The 17,012-nt window shown below is 71.0% G+C and carries 14 protein-coding genes and 3 pseudogenes; 11 read left to right on the top strand and 6 right to left on the bottom strand.

The features are described from left to right. The 8 genes and pseudogenes from ABZ281_RS10635 to ABZ281_RS10600 all read left to right on the top strand — a co-directional run. Window positions 1-284 (top strand): GvpL/GvpF family gas vesicle protein (locus ABZ281_RS10635; RefSeq protein WP_356654105.1); only part of this gene is annotated, 284 nt, incomplete at its 5' end. Between the two features lie 4 nt (window positions 285-288). After that, window positions 289-552, top strand: a complete 264-nt coding sequence (locus ABZ281_RS10630; RefSeq protein ID WP_356654103.1) for a gas vesicle protein GvpG — start codon at window positions 289-291, stop codon at window positions 550-552. Further along, the gene (locus tag ABZ281_RS10625) at window positions 549-1,235 is read left to right on the top strand and encodes a DNA primase (RefSeq protein WP_356654101.1); all 687 of its coding nucleotides are present in this window, start codon (window positions 549-551) and stop codon (window positions 1,233-1,235) included. The genes ABZ281_RS10630 and ABZ281_RS10625 overlap by 4 nt, the downstream gene beginning before the upstream one ends. Next, window positions 1,232-2,332, top strand: a complete 1,101-nt coding sequence (locus tag ABZ281_RS10620) for an SRPBCC family protein (RefSeq protein ID WP_356654099.1) — start codon at window positions 1,232-1,234, stop codon at window positions 2,330-2,332. The genes ABZ281_RS10625 and ABZ281_RS10620 overlap by 4 nt, the downstream gene beginning before the upstream one ends. Further along, complete coding sequence (locus tag ABZ281_RS10615) at window positions 2,329-2,667, top strand: gas vesicle protein (RefSeq protein WP_356654097.1); 339 nt, start codon at window positions 2,329-2,331, stop codon at window positions 2,665-2,667. The genes ABZ281_RS10620 and ABZ281_RS10615 overlap by 4 nt, the downstream gene beginning before the upstream one ends. Then, window positions 2,664-3,419, top strand: coding sequence for a GvpL/GvpF family gas vesicle protein (locus tag ABZ281_RS10610; protein WP_356654095.1), 756 nt, complete (start codon window positions 2,664-2,666; stop codon window positions 3,417-3,419). The genes ABZ281_RS10615 and ABZ281_RS10610 overlap by 4 nt, the downstream gene beginning before the upstream one ends. Before the next feature lie 16 nt (window positions 3,420-3,435). Next, window positions 3,436-3,624, top strand: coding sequence for a gas vesicle protein (locus ABZ281_RS10605; RefSeq protein ID WP_003994122.1), 189 nt, complete (start codon window positions 3,436-3,438; stop codon window positions 3,622-3,624). 38 nt (window positions 3,625-3,662) lie between these two features. Further along, window positions 3,663-3,806: pseudogene (locus tag ABZ281_RS10600) on the top strand (gas vesicle protein K); the annotation flags it as partial. A gap of 69 nt (window positions 3,807-3,875) precedes the next feature. Here the strand turns inward: ABZ281_RS10600 and ABZ281_RS10595 are convergent. From ABZ281_RS10595 to ABZ281_RS10575, 5 genes and pseudogenes are all read right to left on the bottom strand, one after another. Further along, window positions 3,876-6,968: pseudogene (locus tag ABZ281_RS10595) on the bottom strand (TIGR02680 family protein); the annotation flags it as partial. Beyond that, window positions 6,965-8,302 (bottom strand): TIGR02678 family protein, encoded by a 1,338-nt coding sequence (locus ABZ281_RS10590; protein WP_356654093.1) that lies wholly within the window; start codon window positions 8,300-8,302, stop codon window positions 6,965-6,967. The pseudogene ABZ281_RS10595 and the gene ABZ281_RS10590, both read right to left, overlap by 4 nt. Beyond that, window positions 8,302-9,891 carry a TIGR02677 family protein gene (locus ABZ281_RS10585; RefSeq protein WP_356654091.1) on the bottom strand — a complete coding sequence of 530 codons (1,590 nt, stop codon included), beginning with the start codon at window positions 9,889-9,891 and terminating at the stop codon, window positions 8,302-8,304. The genes ABZ281_RS10590 and ABZ281_RS10585 overlap by 1 nt, the downstream gene beginning before the upstream one ends. A 202-nt stretch (window positions 9,892-10,093) precedes the next feature. After that, window positions 10,094-13,189: a glycosyl hydrolase gene (locus ABZ281_RS10580; RefSeq protein ID WP_356654089.1), complete on the bottom strand. Its 3,096-nt coding sequence runs from the start codon at window positions 13,187-13,189 to the stop codon at window positions 10,094-10,096. A 444-nt stretch (window positions 13,190-13,633) separates the two neighbouring features. Next, entirely contained in the window at window positions 13,634-13,747 is a 114-nt protein-coding gene (locus ABZ281_RS10575; RefSeq protein ID WP_356654107.1) for a tryptophan-rich sensory protein, read from the bottom strand. 41 nt (window positions 13,748-13,788) lie between these two features. Between ABZ281_RS10575 and ABZ281_RS10570 the strand changes: the two are divergent. Further along, window positions 13,789-13,965 (top strand): annotated as a pseudogene (locus ABZ281_RS10570) (tryptophan-rich sensory protein); the annotation flags it as partial. A 160-nt stretch (window positions 13,966-14,125) separates the two neighbouring features. On the opposite strand, the gene ABZ281_RS10565 reads toward ABZ281_RS10570, so the two are convergent. Further along, window positions 14,126-14,338: an MbtH family protein gene (locus tag ABZ281_RS10565; RefSeq protein ID WP_097222172.1), complete on the bottom strand. Its 213-nt coding sequence runs from the start codon at window positions 14,336-14,338 to the stop codon at window positions 14,126-14,128. A gap of 239 nt (window positions 14,339-14,577) precedes the next feature. On the opposite strand from ABZ281_RS10565, the gene ABZ281_RS10560 reads away from it, so the two are divergent. Together ABZ281_RS10560 and ABZ281_RS10555 are read left to right on the top strand one after the other, a co-directional pair. Further along, window positions 14,578-15,798, top strand: coding sequence for an IS110 family transposase (locus tag ABZ281_RS10560; protein ID WP_356654087.1), 1,221 nt, complete (start codon window positions 14,578-14,580; stop codon window positions 15,796-15,798). A 114-nt stretch (window positions 15,799-15,912) separates the two neighbouring features. Further along, on the top strand, window positions 15,913-17,012 hold a 1,100-nt coding region (locus ABZ281_RS10555; RefSeq protein ID WP_356654085.1), incomplete at its 3' end, for an alpha/beta hydrolase-fold protein.

The following is a 17,012-nucleotide window of genomic DNA, read 5'->3' as shown; positions in this document are numbered from 1 at the left end:
ACGCGTCGATGCCGTTCCTGGACCCGCGGACCCGGACGTACGACAACCGGGTCGTCGAGTTGAGCACGGGCCCCGAGTCGACCGGCTGGCTGGCGAACGTGTCGTTCCTGGTGGACAGGGAGTCGGCCGACTCCTTCCTGGCCGCGGTCGAGCAGCTCCGCAAGGACATGCCGCACCTGGAGGTGCGGGTCAACGGTCCGCTCCCGCCGTACAGCTTCGTCGAGCCCGGTCCGGCCGAGCCCGCGGGCACCGTGGTGAGCGGTACGGAGACCGGAGCGGGGTGACGACATGGGCCTGATCTCGGAGGTGCTGCTGCTGCCGTTCGCACCGGTGCGCGGCAGCGCTTGGGCCATCAGACAGGCAGTCCAGGAGGCCGAGCGGATCTACTACGACCCCGCCACGGTCCGGGCCGAACTGGGTCGCCTGGAAGAGCAGCTGGAGGCCGGGGAGATCACGGAGGAGGAGTTCGACCGCCTCGAGGACGACCTCCTCGACCGGCTGGAGACCGCTTCGCGCAGGAGCGCGGGAACAGGCGACGGGACTACACCATGAACCGAATGGGACTGGGCCTCGCGGTGGGGGCCGGATATCTCCTGGGACGCACCAAAAAGCTGAAGATGGCCGTGGCCGTCGGCGGCTTGGTCGCCGGGAAGAAGCTGAATCTGAGCCCGCGCATGGTCGCGGAGCTGCTTCAGCAGCAGCTGCGGAACAACCCGCAGTTCAAGGAGATCGGGGACCAGTTGCGCGAGGATCTGCGCGGCGTGGGCAAGGCGGCCTCCGGTGCCATGGTCGAGCGTCAGCTCGACGCCCTGTCCGACCGGCTGCACGGCCGGACCGCGCAGATGCGCGACCAGCTGACGGGCGCGGTGCCCGGCGGCGGCGAGGACGACGAGGCGGGCGCCGAGTACGAGGACGAGGAACCCGAGGAGGACGAGCCCGAGGACTCCGCGTCGCACGACGACGAGGAACACGAGGACGAGGCGCCGGAGGACGAGGCGCCGGAGGACGAGGAGTCCGAGCCGGCGGCGAAGAAGGCCCCGGCGAAGAGGCCGTCCGCGAAGAAGGCGGCCAAGAAGGCTCCGGCCAAGAAGGCCCCCGCGAAGAAGGCCGCCGCGAAGAAGGCGCCCGCGAAGAAGACGGCGGCGAAGAAGACATCGGCCACCAAGAAGGCGACGTCAGGGAGCAGGGGCGGCAGCGCCCGGTCCCGACTGCCGAAGGGAGGCGGTGAGGGATGAGCGACACTCTCGGTTCGGCGAAGTCCGCCGCCAACGGAGCGGCGAAGAACCCGCTCACCGACCTGGCCCACAGCGAGGCCGCAGACCGGCTCAAGGCCGAGTTGCAGGAGTACCTCGCCGCTCAGGCCACGCGCATGCTGACCGGCGCCGGCCGCAAGCTCGGCGAGACCACCGGCAAGCTGAACGACATCGCCGAGGGCAACAGCCCCGGCTTCGCCAAACTCGCCCTCGACGGCGGTCGCAAGATCGCCGAGGGCAAGGGGCCGCTGCGCTCCGCACTGGAGACGGGCGGCTCGCACCTCAAGGACAAGGTCAAGGGCGCCTTCAAGGGCCTGGGCGGCAAGGGCAAAGGCAAGGGCAAGGGCCGTTCCGGCAACAAGCCCACCGTCATCATCGAGCACATCGACGTCGGCGTGCCGCTGCGCACCGCGTACGACCAGTGGACCAAGTACCAGGACTTCAGCACCTTCGCCAAGGGCGTCAAGAGCGCGAGCCGCGACGACGACACCCACTCCGACTGGCAGGCGAAGATCTGGTGGTCCAACCGCAGCTGGAAGGCGAAGACGACCGAGCAGGTCCCGGACGACCGCATCGCCTGGACCTCCGAGGGCGCCAAGGGCACCACGAAGGGCGTCGTCTCCTTCCACCGGCTCACCGACAACCTGACCCGCGTCCTGCTGGTCGTCGAGTACTACCCCTCCGGGTTCTTCGAGAAGACCGGCAATATCTGGCGCGCCCAGGGCCGCCGGGCCCGGCTCGACCTCAAGAACTACGTCCGCTTCATCACGATCAAGGGCGAGGCGGAGGACGGCTGGCGCGGCGAGATCCACGACGGCGAGGTCGTCCGCAGTCACGAGGACGCGCTCGCCGAGGAGGAGTCCGAGGAGGAGTCCGAGGAGGAACGCCCCGAGGGCGAGGAGGCCGAGGACGAGTACGACGAGGAGGAGTCCGAGGAGGGCGAGGAGCCCGAGGCCGAGTACGACGAAGAGGCCGAGGACGAAGAGGAGCCCGAGGAGGAGGAAGAGCCCGAGGGCGAGTACGAGGACGAGGAGTACGAGGACGAGGATGAGGAAGTCGAGGCAGGGAGCCGGCGATGACGACGCCCAGCAGGATGCCCGAGCCCTACGGTCAGGGAGGCAGTGCCAACCTCGCCGACATCCTTGAACGGGTGCTGGACAAGGGCATCGTGATCGCGGGCGACATCCGGATCAATCTGCTCGACATCGAACTCCTCACCATCAAACTGCGGTTGATCGTCGCCTCGGTCGACAAGGCGAAGGAGATGGGCATCGACTGGTGGGAGACCGACCCCGCCCTGAGCTCGCGGGCGCGCCGGGACGAACTGACCCGTGAGAACGCCGAGTTGCGCGAGCGGCTGGCCCGGCTGGAGGAACTGGAGCCCGGCCGCGCGGAGAAGAAGGAGGCACCGTGACCGGACTGCGGTACGTCTACGCCGTCTGCCGCCCCTTCGGAACCCCGCTCCAGGCCCAGTTGACGGGTGTGGCGGGCGATCCGCCCAGGGCACTGACTCACCACGGCCTGGTGGCCGTGGTGAGTCATGTGCCGGAGCGGGACTTCGCGGAGGAGCCGCTCCGGGCCCATCTGGAGGATCTGGACTGGCTCACCGAGACCGCCCGTGCCCACCAGGGCGTGATCGACGCCCTCACCACCGTCACGACGCCGTTGCCACTGCGGCTCGGCACCGTCTTCCACGACGACAGCGGCGTACGGATGATGATGGAGGCCCGCGAAGAGGACTTCCAGCGCACTCTCGACCGGCTGGAGGGCCGGGTCGAGTGGGGCGTGAAGGTGTACGCCGAATCCGGACCGCAGGAGAGCGTCCGGCCCGCGCAGAAGCCCGCGTCGGGCCGGGACTACCTGCGGCAGCGGCGCATGCAGACCAGGTCTCACGAGGACATGTGGCAGAAGGCCGAGGCTTTCTCGACCCGACTGCACGAGGAGCTTTCCGCATTCGCGGAGGATTCCCGGATGCACCCCCCGCAGAACCCCGCCCTGTCCAAGGCGACCGGGCGCAACGTGCTGAACGCCGCCTATCTCGTTCCGCGTGCCAATTCCGAGGAATTCGTGGAACTGGTCGACCGCACGAAGGGCGAGGTGTCCGGAATGCGCATCGAACTCACCGGCCCCTGGGCGGCCTATTCGTTCGCCGGGGAGGCCACATGAACAGGGGGGAGAAGCCGTGACCGTAGTGGAACGCCGTGAGGTCGCCCTCGTGGACCTGCTCGACCGGCTGCTGGCCGGCGGCGTCGTGATCACGGGGGACATCACCCTGCGCATCGCCGATGTCGACCTTGTGCGGATCGACCTCAACGCGCTCATCAGCTCGGTGAACGCCCAGGTGCCCTCACCGTTCGAGGAGTTGCTGTGACCAGCCCCGACGACCATCCCCGGCCGCGCCGCAAGCATATGGATCTGGAGCCCGACACGGTCGAGCGTGACCTGGTCAAACTGGTGCTGACGGTGGTGGAGCTGCTGCGCCAGCTCATGGAGCGCCAGGCGCTGCGCCGGTTCGACGTCGGGGACCTGAACGAGGAGCAGGAGGAGCGGATCGCCGCCGGGCTCCGCGTGGGCCTCGGCGTCGAGACCCGCTCCCCTCAGCACGCCCGGCAGGGAAAGGGCCGTCCGTAGTCTCCTGCCGCAGGCCAGTACCTCGGCCTCCTGCGTGGCGAGTGCCTCGCGGCGGGTCCGCTCGTCCTCCTCCGCACGTACTCTCCGGTCGTGCACGTCGGCCATGTCCCGTCGCGCGCCCGGGAGCTGACGTCCTACGGCGTCCAGGCGGCGCTTCGTCTCGGCCTCGCGGGCCAGGATCTCCTGCTCCGTGGCGCCGAGAGCCTCTTCCAGGGCCAGGACGGTGCGGCGGGCGGCTTCCAGGCGAGCCAGGGGCTCCGCGTAGTCGGACTCGGCTTCCCGGCGCGCCGACTCTGCGCGCTCGTAGTCCGCACGGCCTGCGCGGTGTCCTTCGGCGGCGGAGAGGACGGCGCCCACCCGTCGGCGCAGCCGCCGCGCCCCCTGTCCGAGGCGGTCCAGGGCCAGTCGGACCGTCTGGAGTGCGGCCGGGTCCGTCGGAAGGTCGTGGGCACTTGCCGTGGCCTCGGCGTCGCGCCGGGCGACGACTGCCCGGGCTCGTGCCTGTTCCGCCTCGCGGGCTGCGGTGTACGCCTGTGAGGCGAGGGTGTCGGCGGCACGCTCGGCCTCGGCGGTACGAGCCCAGGCGTCCGTCAGCCCACGGGCCGGGGGCGGGCGGCGCAGGGTGTCCGCGACCAGGTCGCGGTGCTCGGTGAGTATCCGCAGACCGTGTTTGCGTTCCGCCAGCTCCTCCTCCAGGTCGAGCAGTCGGCGGTCGAGTTCCGCCAGGGCACGGCGGCGGGTCTCGGCACGCACCTCGGCGCCCACGTACTCGGCGGCCTCCTTGGTGTGGCGGCCGTGGGCGATGCCGAGCCGCCAGGAGCCGTCGGTACCGATCGCGGTGTGCGGCCCCGCCGCGTCTACGTCCACGTCCCCGGTGCCGGGCTCGCCGGTGGGTGTCTCGCCGCCGGCCAGCTCCACGGCCTCCAGCACCCGCTCGACCTGCTCCGCCGTCACACCACTGCCGGGCGCGGCGACCGGACGCAGTACCCGGGCGAGCGTCGCCCCGGGCACGGGTGCTCCTGGAACCAGAAGGGTGTCCCGCGTGGCCGGGTCGAGGACGGTGCCGTCGGCGCGCACCCAGGCGTCGAGCAGGCCGCTCGCCTCCAGTGCCGCTTCCAGCCCTGCCCGCGCGTCCGGTCCCACGTCGTGGGCGAAGTCCACCAGGCGGTAGAGGGGGGCTCCGGTGCCGGGTGTGCGGGGAGCCGTGCGGTGGGACGGGGGCGGGGGCTCGGGGTCGGTGTGGCGTTCCCAGTCCTCGCGCCGCTGCCGGAGGCGGTCCTGCTCCGTCTGCCGTTCGCGGACGGCCAGGGAGAGGTCGTCGCGCTCCGCGCCCAGTGCCGCCAGCCAGGGGTCGACGGCCGAACGGGCCGCTTCGACCACGGCCTCGGGGGTCTGCGCGGGCAGGGGGCCGTCTGCCGGCTCCGGCGCGACCAGGGCGAGCAGGGCGTCCAGGGGCACCCCGGTGGATTCCCGCAGCCGCTCGCTCCAGGCTGTGGCCGCCAGGGCGTACGCCTCGGACTCGTGCACGGTTTCCTGGAGCCGCTGCTCGGTCCGGCTGCGCGCGTGTTCCGCCTGTTCCTCCAGGCGCTCCCGGGCCGCGTCGGACTCGGCGGCCTCCCTTCGGGCCTCGTCCGACTGTTCGATGAGGGTGGCGAGTTCGGTGACGAACCGGGAGCGGTTCCTGATCACCGGCTGGGCGGCGTCCAGCCGTTCGTCCCAGTCGTGCAGCGCGGCCGCGCATGTCTCGGTGTCGACCGCCAGCACCGCACTGTGCCGTACGAGGTGGAAGTCGCCGTCCGGTGCGGTCAGTTCGGCTGTGACGGCGGGCACGACGGGTGCGCCGGGGGTTGCCACGGGCTCCCCCAGGTGCACGGGGTCAAGCCCGGACCGCTCTGCCTCCCGCACCAGTTCGCCGTACATGGTGTTCAGCTCGACGAGCTCTTCACCGAGCCGTCCGGCCTCCGCGGTGAGGCGCCGTCCTGCCTCCTCCTGGTTGCCGTGCGCCTGCCGGACGGCCTTGAAGGCGGCGGCGGCCGCGCTGTGCAGGGCGGTGACGGTGGCGCGCTTCTCCCCGAGTTCCGTCAGGCTGCGGTATCCGGCGCCGGCGTGCAGCGCCGCCAGGTCCGTCGCCGCGGCGTTCGACTCGGCCTCGAGTGCCTCGATGCGGGCGCCGAGTTCCTGCTCGCGTTCGCGGAGCCCGTCGGCCTTGCGCGCCGCGTCGCCCGCGGACTTGCGGTGCGCCATCAGCTGCTCGAGCTCACCGCTCGCCTGGTCCGTGCGGCGGCGCAGCACCCCGTGCAGGTAGCCGCGGTAGTCGGTGAGGAAGGAGCGCAACGCCTGGTCGGTGCGTTCGAGGCGCCCGAGGTAGGCCCTGACGGAGTCCAGGTCGTCCAGGCTGCGGGCCACCTTCTCCACGACCTCGTCGTCGAGAGCGGGCAGGGTCTCGGCGAGGACCGAGACCAGTCCGCCGGAGTCGATGCGGTCGCCGATGGTGGGGCGTCGCAGCCGGTGCAGCAGGTGCAGCAGGTTGCGGTAGCGCGCCGGGTCGGTGAGGCCGAACAGTTCACGGGCGACCCTGGCCCGGTGCTCGACCGCGCGATCGGTGACGTTCTCGGAGCCGACGAGCGACTTGAGCCGGTCGACGGGGAGAGGCTGCCCGGCGGGGGCGAGGTCCAGTTGCTCCCCGATCCGCAGCCGCGTGGTGAAGAAGAACGGCTTCGCCGTCTTGGTCGACTGGGAGGCGCGGATCGCCGCGCCGATCGTCAGGTGGTGGTCGTTGCCCTCCTCGTCCGTGCGCGCGAACTCCAGCCACAGGTGGCCCAGCCGGTTGGTCTGCCCGAAGCCGTCGAGCATCAGCCAGAGAAGGGTGGTGCGTCCGGTTCCGGTGGCGTCCAGCGCGCGGGCGTCGCCGTCGAGGAGGTAGGGCAGCAGCATCTCCAGGGCCTTGGACTTGCCGGCGCCGTTCTTGCCGCGCAGCAGCAGGCGCCCCTCTCCGAAGGAGAACTCCTGCTCGTCGTACTGCCAGACGTTGCGGATGCCCGCGCGGTGCAGTCGGTAGCGGTGCGGGGCCGGCGGGCGGTTCATCGGGAGGGCTCCTCGGGGTCGTCGTCCGCCGGAGACCGGTCGGTACGGTGCTTGACCGCCACGGTGGTGGCGTACCGGGCGGCCGCGGCGAGCAGGATCCAGCCGCCGTCCGAACTGCCTTGGCCGCGCGCCTGGGAGACGTCGGTGACGGAGCGGCCGTCGGCCACCGTCTCTTCGTATCCCTCGGGCAGGCCGTGGCCTTCCGCGCGCACGGGCCCGGCCCGAGCCATCAGACGCATCCGGACGAGGAGGTCGAGTACGGCCGCGAGGAATCCGTCCCGGTCCTGAAGGTGGCCGCGCTGCCAGCTGCCGCGCCTGCCGTACTCCTCGATCAGGTCGTCGAGCAGCTCGGGCAGCAGCCCGTCCGGAACGGGTACGCCGATGACGAGCCGTCCGCCGACCGCCGGATGCCCGGCTTCTTCGGGACGCAGCCGGTCGACCAGCCGCTCCAGGAGGAGTAGCGCGGCTTGTGCGACCGTCCCGGTGCCCGGCAGGTGCAGGTCGGTGAGTTCGCCCTCGGTGTCGACCAGGGCGACGCCCTCGGCGCGGATCTCCGCTTCCAGGCCGAGCAGTTCGGAGAACGCCTGCGCCTCGCGCCGCTGCCGGGTGCGCAGCCATTCGCGCTCGGTGTCCGTGAGGTCGTCGAGGTGGACGACGGGGGTTTCGACGAGACGCCTGCGGACGTAGGTGCGCGGCCCTCCGAAACCGGGGTCGGCGGCCCGTCGCACGAGGTCGGCGCCGTCGCGGCTCTGGGCGAGCGGGCCGGCGACGACGACGCGCGCGATCTCGCGGTCCACGGTCAGCAGTGCCTCCCCGCCCCGTTCCTCGGCGACGGCCGCGACCTGGCCGTCCGTCTCCGTCAGAACGCCCCAGTCGACGAGTTGCCGCAGCGCGGCCGCGAGGGTCCGCCGCTCGGCCTGCCGTCCCGTGTCGGCGATCTCGATGCCGGCGTCGACCGCCGCGGCCCGCAGATCGGCGACGAGCTGGGAGAGCAGGAGCTGTTCCGGGGCGGTGACGAGGACCGACAGCGCGAGGGCCAGGTAGGCGTACGTCCGTGGGCTGAACGGCGTTCCGGTCGAAGGACGTTCCAGGCGGTGGCCCGAGCCCGTGCCGAGACCCGCCTTGAACAGCCGGGCGTACGACGCCTCGACCAGCAGGCGGTATCCGAAGACCTGCTGGAAGCGCTGGGACAGCCAGTCGGCGTGGCGCCTGATGAGCGGGAAGGCGTCGCTGTGCGGTCCGGTGCTGGTGACCAGGGGGTGGGCCAGCAGGAGCCGGGCGGCGGTGCGGCGCTCGGACGCGAGGGCGACGTCATGCGCGGACGGCAGGGGCATCAGGCGCTCGCCTCCCCCACCGCGGGCAAGGATGCGCTGTCGACGGCGACGGTGAGATCATCCGCCGTCAGGTCACCGTCCACGGACTTGAGAACCGTCGACCTGCCGGGCGTGCGCCACGCGGTCAGCCGGATGCCGAGGTCCGCGTCGGCCGCCTGGGCACCCTCGAGCAGGAAGTCGTGGGCGTCCTTGTGCAACTGGGCGTTGCCGAGAGCGGTCGTCAGCAGCTCCAGCAGCAGTCGCATCGCCGGCGCGCCGAGGCGCACCTGCTCGAACCTGCCCGAGGCGCTGCGCAGTTCGTCCGCCGCCGCCTGCCGGGCCTCGGCCTGCTGTCGTGCCTGCTCCACAAGGAGGCGTTTCTGCGCGGAGTGGTCCTCGGCCGCCGCGGCACGTCCGCGCGGAGCCCTGCTGCCGCGCTCGCGCAGCGCCACCGGAACCTCCACGACGGGACCCGTCCACCAGCTCACATACGCCGGCACGGACCGGTCGGGATCCGGCGCCACCCCGAGATGGCGTGCGCCGTAGAGCCCGAAGGCGGCGACCGCCAGGTCGTGGGCCTCTTCCGGCTCCGCGGCGTCGAACCAGGCCGCGAGCCGCAGCAGGTCCTTGCGCCGGGACATCTCACCGGAGGCCGAACGCAGCATCCGCTTGGCGTTGGCGAGCAGCGACTGCAGGGCACGCAGGGTGGCGTCCCGGAGCTGATCCACCTGGCTGGAGTGCCCTCCGGTGACGGTGAACCACTCACGCAGCCCCTCCCAGTCCGCGCGGTCGCGTCCGCGGCTGCGCTGGACGCGCGTCTCCGGCAGCCCGTCGGCGAGCGCGCCGATGCCCGCCGAGTGCGCGTCGATCCGGGCGAGCAGCGCGGGCAGGTGCGGCCAGATGGAGTCCAGGTGGGCCGCGATGCGCGGCGCCCGGAAGGAGACGTCCTCGGTGATGGCCTCCACGTAGTCGAGCAGCAGTTCCTTGAACCCCTGGTACTCGGCCGTGTCGAGGTCGTAGCGCGCCAGCACCTGGCCCAGGTAGGCGTAGAAGTCCCGGACCGACTCGGCGAATTCGGCGAACTGCACGAAGAGCGTGCTGATCCGTTCCAGCGCCTGCTGCGGGTCGGCGCCGCCCGGTGCCGCGGCCATCGCGGCGATCTCCCGCAGACCGCGGTCGACGAGGGCCAGCAGCTCGCTGCTGACCTCGCGTGCCGCGTCCGCCCCGGCGAGTACCTCGTCCGCGTCCCGCTGCACGCGCTCCCCCAGCTTCGACAGCTGGTAGCGCGACCGCGAGCGCTGGTATTCGGTGATGCTGGTCGCTCTGACGGTGTGCGTGCTGCGCAGCAGATTGCCCCAGCGCACGAGTTCCTCAAGCCTGCGGGTCAGCGTTTCGGCCTCCAGCGCCGCCCCCGGGCCGTCCGTCCCGGCCAGCTTGGCGAGAAGGTCGGGTACCGACAGGTCGGCGAGCAGGGTGCCGCAGAACACCCGCATCACGGCGACGTACTCCAGGCGCTCGGGTGCGCTGAGGTAGGCGTACGCGCTCAGTCGCTGCCAGGCCTCGGCACCGGCTTCCTCCCCCTGTGCGGTTTTCCACTCGTTCCCCTCCATAAGGACGAGCCTACGGACTGTCACTGACAGTCCGGGGAGAGTGGGGAAAGTCCGCCCGCTCACGCGGACCCGTCCCGGCCACCGGGTCAGAGTCGGCCCCCCTCCTCGATGGGCATGCTGCCCGTTTTCGCCCGGCGTGTCCGGCGCCGGCCGCTCCGCGACCGGCCGTCGGACCACGCGGCGGTGCTCACCACCTTCGTCGTCAGGCGAACGGGATGGTGAGCACGGAGCCCTTGCCCACCTGGACGGTGGACGGGCCGTTGCCCAGTGCGCCCCAGAGCTCGACACGGACCGTACCGCCGTTCAGGTCACCCAGGGTGCCCGAGGCGGAGTGCAGGCCCTGCCGGGCCGCGGAGTACTCCTCCCAGCCGGGGACCGGGTCGGTGGCGAAGTAGCGGAACGTCTCGACGCGGTCGAAGGTGCCGTCGCCGGTCAGGTCATAGGAGACCCGGGCCTGCTGGGCGTAGCCGACGTTGGAGCCGGCGTCCACCTGGAAGGTGAAGGCGGTGCCCGCGCCCGCCTTGAGGGCGCCCTTGACGTTCTTCACCTCGTACACGACCGGGTTCTTCGGCGTTCCGTCGTTGTTGGTGCCGCCCGCGGACGGGATGGTGTCCGAGGAGCTGGTCGCGGTCGCCTCGGTGGCGAGCGAGCCGCCGGAGCGCAGGTAGAAGGTGTCGCCCGTGACGTACGGCGGGGGCGGGTCACCGATGGTGCTGACGGTCACGCCGGCGCTGGCCGGCCCGACCTGGTTCGCCGTGTCGCGGGCCTTGACGGTGTAGGTGTACTCGGTGCCGGGGGTGAGCCCGGTGTCCTGGTGCGTGGTGGCGGTGACGGTGACGACCTTGGTGGTGCCGCGGAAGAGGTCGTAGTTCTTGACGCCCTTGTCGTCGGTCGCCGGGCCCCAGGTCAGCTCGACCGAGGTCTCGGTGACGTCGGCGGCGACCGGGGTGCCGGGCGCGGAGGGCTTGTCGTCGTCCGGCGGCGGTTCCTCGCCGCCGCCCGTGGCGCCGCACAGCGTGGCGAGTTTCATGTCGTCGCCCGCTCCGGACGCGGTCGACTTCGCCGGGACGTTCAGCACGCCACCGTCGGAGAAGAGCACCGAGCATTCCTCGGCGCCGTAGTTGTGCGCGGCGTAGGTCAGGCTGTCGTTCTCGCCGAAGGCGACGGCCGTCGGCGTGTTGGCCGTGATCGTCATGTCGGGGGCGCCGAGGGAGTTCATCGTGGCGACCCAGTGGTAGGTGTGGGCCTTGGTCTCGCCCTCCTCGGGCGTGTAGCCGCCGTTCCACTGGTTCCAGTACTGCATGGCCTTGGCCGGATCGTAGAGGGCCTGGACCTGCCAGAAGATGTCCTTCCACTCGACGGCCGGGCCGCCGTTCTCCTTCTCCATCTCCGTCACGCTGCGGCGCAGCATCTCCTTCTCGCGCGCCAGGTGCAACGAACCGCCGGTCACGGGGAGGAAGTTGATGCCATGGATCTCCTCAGGGTTGGCGGTCCACCAGGTGGCATAGGCGCCGCCGCTGCTCCACACCATGCCGACGACGTCGTGGGTGAAGTCCTCGGGGTAGACCTCCTGGTCGGCGTCGAACCAGTACTGGGCGATCGACTCCGACTCGGTCATCATCATGTAGACGCCCTGGTCGCGCAGCGCCTTGTCGCCCGTGGCCGAGCCCCACATGATCAGGCCGGCGCTGAGGTTGATCGACTCGGAGGAGGATTCCTGGTTGTTGCCGGCGGCGAAGGCCCCGTGCCCGGCGGCCCAGCTGTGTCCGGCGTAGGCGTCGAATCCCCGCAGGAACGGGTACGCGGCGTCGTCCCTGGCCGGGTTGGCGGCGTCCTTGATGAGCTCCTCGACCATGCCGCCCCACTCGGAGTCGGCGGCCCACCTCGGGTCGTACTGCGCCACGATCGCCGCGGCCATCACGTAGTACGAGTAGTGGAAGTGGTGATCGTTCAGCTCCTGGTCGCTGCCGTAGGAGGCCGGGTAGCCGATGAGGGTGCGCCAGTCCTTGTCGTAGGAGAACTCGGAGGGGCCGCCGACGGTGAACCACTCCTCCATGCGTCCCTTGATGAGCGCGAGGAGCCTGTCGCGGCCGGCGGTGTCGCCGATCTGGTCGGCGATCGGTACGAGTTGGGCGAGCTTGCCCAGGGCCTTGCCGGTCCAGTAGGTGTCGATGGCGCCGCTGAACGGGTCGCCCTGCGTCAGCACGTCGTTGATGTAGGTCTTCAGTTTGGCCTTGTCGACGCCCGCGGCGCTCGGCAGGCCGGGCAGGACGCCGTTCACCTTCTGCGTGGTGGTGAAGGACTTGCCCTCGCGGACCTTCATCTCGCCGCGCGAGGAGACGTAGCGGTAGTCGGTCAGCGGGTCGGAGGTGTGCAGCCACTGGTGGCGGTAGAGCGCCTGGAGGGTGCCGGTCTCCTCGCCCTCCTTCGCCTCGGTGGTCAGCGAGTAGGTCGCCTTGACCTCGCCGTCGCCCTCGCGGTAGTCCCAGTCGACCTCGGAGCCGGTCACGAAGCTGAAGGCGTACTTCGCATAGTCGGCGAGCGCCTCCTCGCCCGGCAGGACCGCCAGGGAGAAGTAGTCCTTGGAGCCGAGGTCGGCGCGGATCTCGTTGCCGGAGACCGTCCAGTCGCTGCCGCTCGGGGCGAACAGCGCGTAGTGGTGTCCGGAGATGGTGACGCCGAGGACGTTGCCCTGGTCGGCGAAGACGGTCGGCGGGGCCGCGGCGCTGATCTGCGCCGCTCCGCCGGTGCCCTCGGCGTACACGTACGGCGAGCCGTGGCCGATGGTCGCCCGCAGGGTGCGCGCGGCGTCCTTCCAGTACGGGGTGACGGTCCAGTCGCTCCACCCGTCCGCCTTGGCGTCGGGTGAGTCGAGGCCCGCGAGGCCGAGGGTCAGGTCGGCCTTGTGCGCGAACTCGTACTGCCGTCCGCCACCCACGATCTGATGGTCCGTCGGGTATCCGACCTCCAGGCCGCCGGACACCGCCTTGTAGGTGAGGGGGTGGCCGTACATGTTCTCCGACCACGGGTTGGAGGCGAACCGCTGGAAGATCAGCGAAGACCACCAGTCGTTGGTCGGCACGGGCTTGCCCGCCATGGCGGGCGTGACCTTCGGCTTGACCGCCTGGCCGCCGTTGTTCGACGGCCCTTGTCTGCCGGCCGGCCGGACGTCGCTGTAGCTTCCCTTCCCCACCTCGATGGTGGCGGCGGAGGCGACACCGCTGCCGACGGTGGACGCCAGACCCGCCGCGGCCAGGACGGCCGCGGACAGAAGGGCGAGATGTCTGTGGAATTTCATGCGCCACCCCTTTGAGAGCGCTCTCAGGTCGCCGCCAACGTAGGCTCGTGTCAACGAACGGTCAACACTCCAAACAAGGGACCGTTACACGTGGGCGTGGCGAGCCCACCGCCGCCGAGGCCACCAACAAGCCGACTGTGCAGGGGAGTCCGCGACCGACCTCGGCAACTGCGGTCACAGATGTACAGGTTTGCGCGATCTTACGGGGCAGCAATCCTGTCATTCTCATCAGGGGAACAGGGTCGCCTGAGAGCGCTCTCAGACAACGGTCCGGGACGGTGCCGGGACCACGGTGCTTGAAGGAAGCACCTTCCGCCGACCTCCCTGCGCGCGCAGCGGATGAAGCCGGGGCCGGCCTGGACGGGGCCATCGGCATGCCTGGGTACCGACCGCCGATGACGGCTGCCCCGGCTCGACGCGGGTGTACGTGGGCGGCGCCCGCGCTCAGTCGTTGAGCTGCCAGATGGCGAGGTTGAGGGCAGCGGCGTACAGCACCCACAGCGCGTAGGGAACGAGGAGGAGTGCGGCGGCCGGGCTCCTGCGACGGAAGAGCAGCAGTGTGCCACCGAGCGCGGCCAGCAGTAGGCAGACGTCGAGGAATGCGAGGCCGTACCAGCCGGCCGCGCCGGCCGGCCCTGCTCCTGCTTCTGCTCCTCACCGTCTGCTACGCGGTGGCCGCCCTGGGCGGTGTCGCGGCGTCGGACGCCGCAAGCACGTACCGCTCGCTCGACCGTCCCGCGTGGGCCCCGCCCTCCTGGCTGTTCGGCCCGGTCTGGACCGTGCTGTACGCCACCATCGCCGTCTCCGCCTGGCTCGTACTGCGCCGCTGGTCACTGGCGCAGTCCAGGGCTGATGCCCAGGTCGTGAGCGACCGGGTGGTCCGGATCCATGGTGAGGAAACGGGCGTTGGTCAGCCTGGTGCACAGCATCGGCGGGTCAGGCGTCCTGGGACGCGGCGAGGGACCGGGGGCGCAGGTCCGTCCAGTGGGTCTCGACGTACTCCAGGCATGCCTCGCGGGTGTTCTCGGCGAAGGCGATCGCCCATCCCCCGGGCACCTCGGCGAAGGACGGCCAGAGGGAGTGCTGGCCCTCGTCGTTCACCAGGACGAGGAACCGGCCTTCGTTGTCATCGAAGGGGTTGGTGCTCATTAGAGGACCAACCCTTCTGCAGCCCTCACGAGTAGGGTTGTGACCTCTCGGTCCCGGTGGGTGCATGGCCATGGGTGCGAGCCGCTTGACGGCCTGCATGAGTTCCGCCAGCCCCACTGGGCCGAGGCCGTCTGATCGGCTTCAGGGACACGCCCCGCAGAGGGCCGATTAATGAGCTCCCGGCAGACGACCTCACCACCGGGCAGGTGCTCCTCGAACCGGCTTGGAGTACGACGCACGTGTTCATCGGATGGGACTGGGCGACCGAGACCCATGACGTGACCGTCATGGACAACACCGGCAAGCGCATCGACCGGTGGGAACTGGCTCACACCGAGGAAGGGTTCGCCAAGACCCTGGCCGTGCTGCGCGAGCACGGAGATCCGGCGGATCTTCCCGTGGCCATCGAGACCAGCCGCGGTCTGGCCGTCGACCGGCTGCTGGCCGCCGGCCACCCCGTCGTGCCGGTCCATCCCAACGCCTTCAACGCGATGCGGGCGCGCTGGGGCGCCTCCAAGGCCAAGACCAACGCCGGCGACAGCATGAAGCTCGCCGACTACCTGCGCACCGACGGGCACCTGCTGCCCCGTCTGGAACCCACCGAGCAGGCGACCCTCGACCTGCAGGCCCTCACCCGGCAGCGCGCCGACCACATCGAGGCCAAGGTCACCGCCGTCAACCAGCTCGCCGCTGTGCTGGACGAGCACTGGCCCGGCGGCAAGGCCGTCTTCTACGAACTCGACAGCGACATCGCCCTTGCGTTCCTGGAGCGCTACCCCGCCCCGGCCTCCGCCGCCAAGCTCACCGCCAAACGCCTCGAAGCCTGGTGCAAGCGCCACGGCTACTCCGGCAGAAAGCCCGGCAGCGTCCTGATCGAACGCCTGCGCTCGGCCCCGAAGGCCGCCTCCCGCCTCAGCGAGGCCGTGGCCGAACAACTCGTCCGCGTCCAGGTCCAGCTCGTGCAGGGCATACGCGCCACCATCCGCGTCCTGGACAAGGCCATCACCGCGGCTGTCGAAACCCACCCTTACGCGCCGCTGTTCGCCACCATGCCGCGCATCGGCAAGGTCAGCCTCGGGCAGGTCATCGGCGAGATCGGCCCGATCCTGGAACGCGCCCAGAGCTGCGAACAGCTCATCGCCGAAGCCGGCGTCGTCCCCGTCACCCGCGCCTCGGGCAAGGCCCGCACAGTCTCCTTCCGCTTCGCGGCCAACCGCAGAGCCCGCGTCGCGCTGACGACCTTCGCCGACAACAGCCGCCACGGCAGCGACTGGGCCGCCAAGATCTACAGCGATGCCCGCGCCCGCCAGAAGCGACACCCGCACGCGATCCGCATCCTGGCCCGCGCATGGCTGCGCGTGATGTGGGCCTGCTGGCGCACCGGAACCTGCTACGACCCGCTCATCCACCAAGCCAACAGCAAGATCAACACGCCCGCCGACCAGCTTCTGGCGGCATAGAGGTTGACTCAGGGAACTCATACGGCGACCTCCTCGAAGGGGCAATGATTAGGTTAGGCTCGCCTAATTGACGGAGCTTAGCCTTTGCTCCTTCCCTCTCACAAGGAGACGCTCATGCGCGTGGCCGCGGCCGACAGTCAGGACGCGTTCGCCGGGTTCGGGCTGCCGGGCGCGCCCGGCAGTTCCGCGTTCTGGGCCGCTGTGGGGCCGCCCTCGTCGGTGCCCGCCGAGGGCGGCGGCTGGGTGACCCTGTTCCTGTGGCGCGGGTCGTCGCCGGTGACCGTCGAGTTCGAGAGCTGGTCGGAGCCGGTCGCCCTGCGCCGCTGGAAGGACACCGACTGCTGGTACGCCGAGGTGCGCATGCCCGAGCGACTGCGGGTGACGTACCGGTTCGCGGCCGGGGACGTCTCCCATGCCGACCCCTTCAACCCGGCCGGGGCGGGCGGCGAACGGTCCGTCGCCGCGACCCCGGACGCCCCGGAGCAGCCGCACTGGCCCGTTCTCGGGGCGGACGCGGTGCTGCCCCTGCCGCGGGCACGGATCCGCTGGGCCAGTGAGCGGCTGGGCGGGCGGCGGACCGTGCGCGTTCATCCGGCGGGGGGCGGCGGGCCGGTGGTGCTGCTGCTCGACGGCGACGACTGGCTCCATCTGCATCCGGCCGTGACCGCGTTCGACTCGGCGGTGGCGGCGGATGAGATGCCGCCGGTCACTCTGGTCTTCCTGCCCGCCAAGGACCGGGCCGCCGAGTTCACGTGCCGGCCCGAGCTGTGGGAGGCGGTGCGGGACGAACTGCTGCCGCTGGTGGCGGAGTCGGGCGTGCCCGCCGATCCGGAGCGGCTGGTGGTCGCCGGGCAGAGCCTCGGCGGGCTGAGTGCGGTGTACGCGGCGCTGGAGTTTCCGGAGCTGGTGTCGCGGGTTGCCTGTCAGTCGGGGTCGTTCTGGTGGACGCCGGATGCCATGCGGTTGACTGATCCGTTGGGGGGTCCGGTCGGGGGTGTGATCGCCGAGCGGCTGCGTGGCGGTGTCGACCTGTCGGGGCTGCGGGTCGCGTTCGACGTCGGGGAGCATGAGGACCGGATGCTGCCCCACTGTGAGGTGACCGAGGGTTTGGTGGAGCGGGCCGGGGCGACCGTGCGGGCCTCCCGGTCCGCGTCGGGGCACGACCGGGCCGGGTGGCGTCATGCGATGCTCCGGGATGACGGCTGGGCGCTACG

Source organism: Streptomyces sp. NPDC006265 (assembly GCF_040613555.1).
In the GTDB taxonomy this organism is placed as follows: Bacteria; Actinomycetota; Actinomycetes; order Streptomycetales; family Streptomycetaceae; genus Streptomyces.
This window is presented reverse-complemented; position numbering and strand designations above follow the sequence as displayed.

What these genes read in the sequence shown, in the direction of transcription:
- ABZ281_RS10625 (WP_356654101.1), top strand. Translation starts at nt 549, where the DNA reads ATGAACCGAATGGGACTGGGCCTCGCGGTGGGGGCCGGATATCTCCTG.
- ABZ281_RS10630 (WP_356654103.1), top strand. Translation starts at nt 289, where the DNA reads ATGGGCCTGATCTCGGAGGTGCTGCTGCTGCCGTTCGCACCGGTGCGC.
- ABZ281_RS10565 (WP_097222172.1), bottom strand. Translation starts at nt 14,338, where the DNA reads ATGAGCACCAACCCCTTCGATGACAACGAAGGCCGGTTCCTCGTCCTG.
- ABZ281_RS10620 (WP_356654099.1), top strand. Translation starts at nt 1,232, where the DNA reads ATGAGCGACACTCTCGGTTCGGCGAAGTCCGCCGCCAACGGAGCGGCG.
- ABZ281_RS10590 (WP_356654093.1), bottom strand. Translation starts at nt 8,302, where the DNA reads ATGCCCCTGCCGTCCGCGCATGACGTCGCCCTCGCGTCCGAGCGCCGC.
- ABZ281_RS10580 (WP_356654089.1), bottom strand. Translation starts at nt 13,189, where the DNA reads ATGAAATTCCACAGACATCTCGCCCTTCTGTCCGCGGCCGTCCTGGCC.
- ABZ281_RS10615 (WP_356654097.1), top strand. Translation starts at nt 2,329, where the DNA reads ATGACGACGCCCAGCAGGATGCCCGAGCCCTACGGTCAGGGAGGCAGT.
- ABZ281_RS10585 (WP_356654091.1), bottom strand. Translation starts at nt 9,891, where the DNA reads ATGGAGGGGAACGAGTGGAAAACCGCACAGGGGGAGGAAGCCGGTGCC.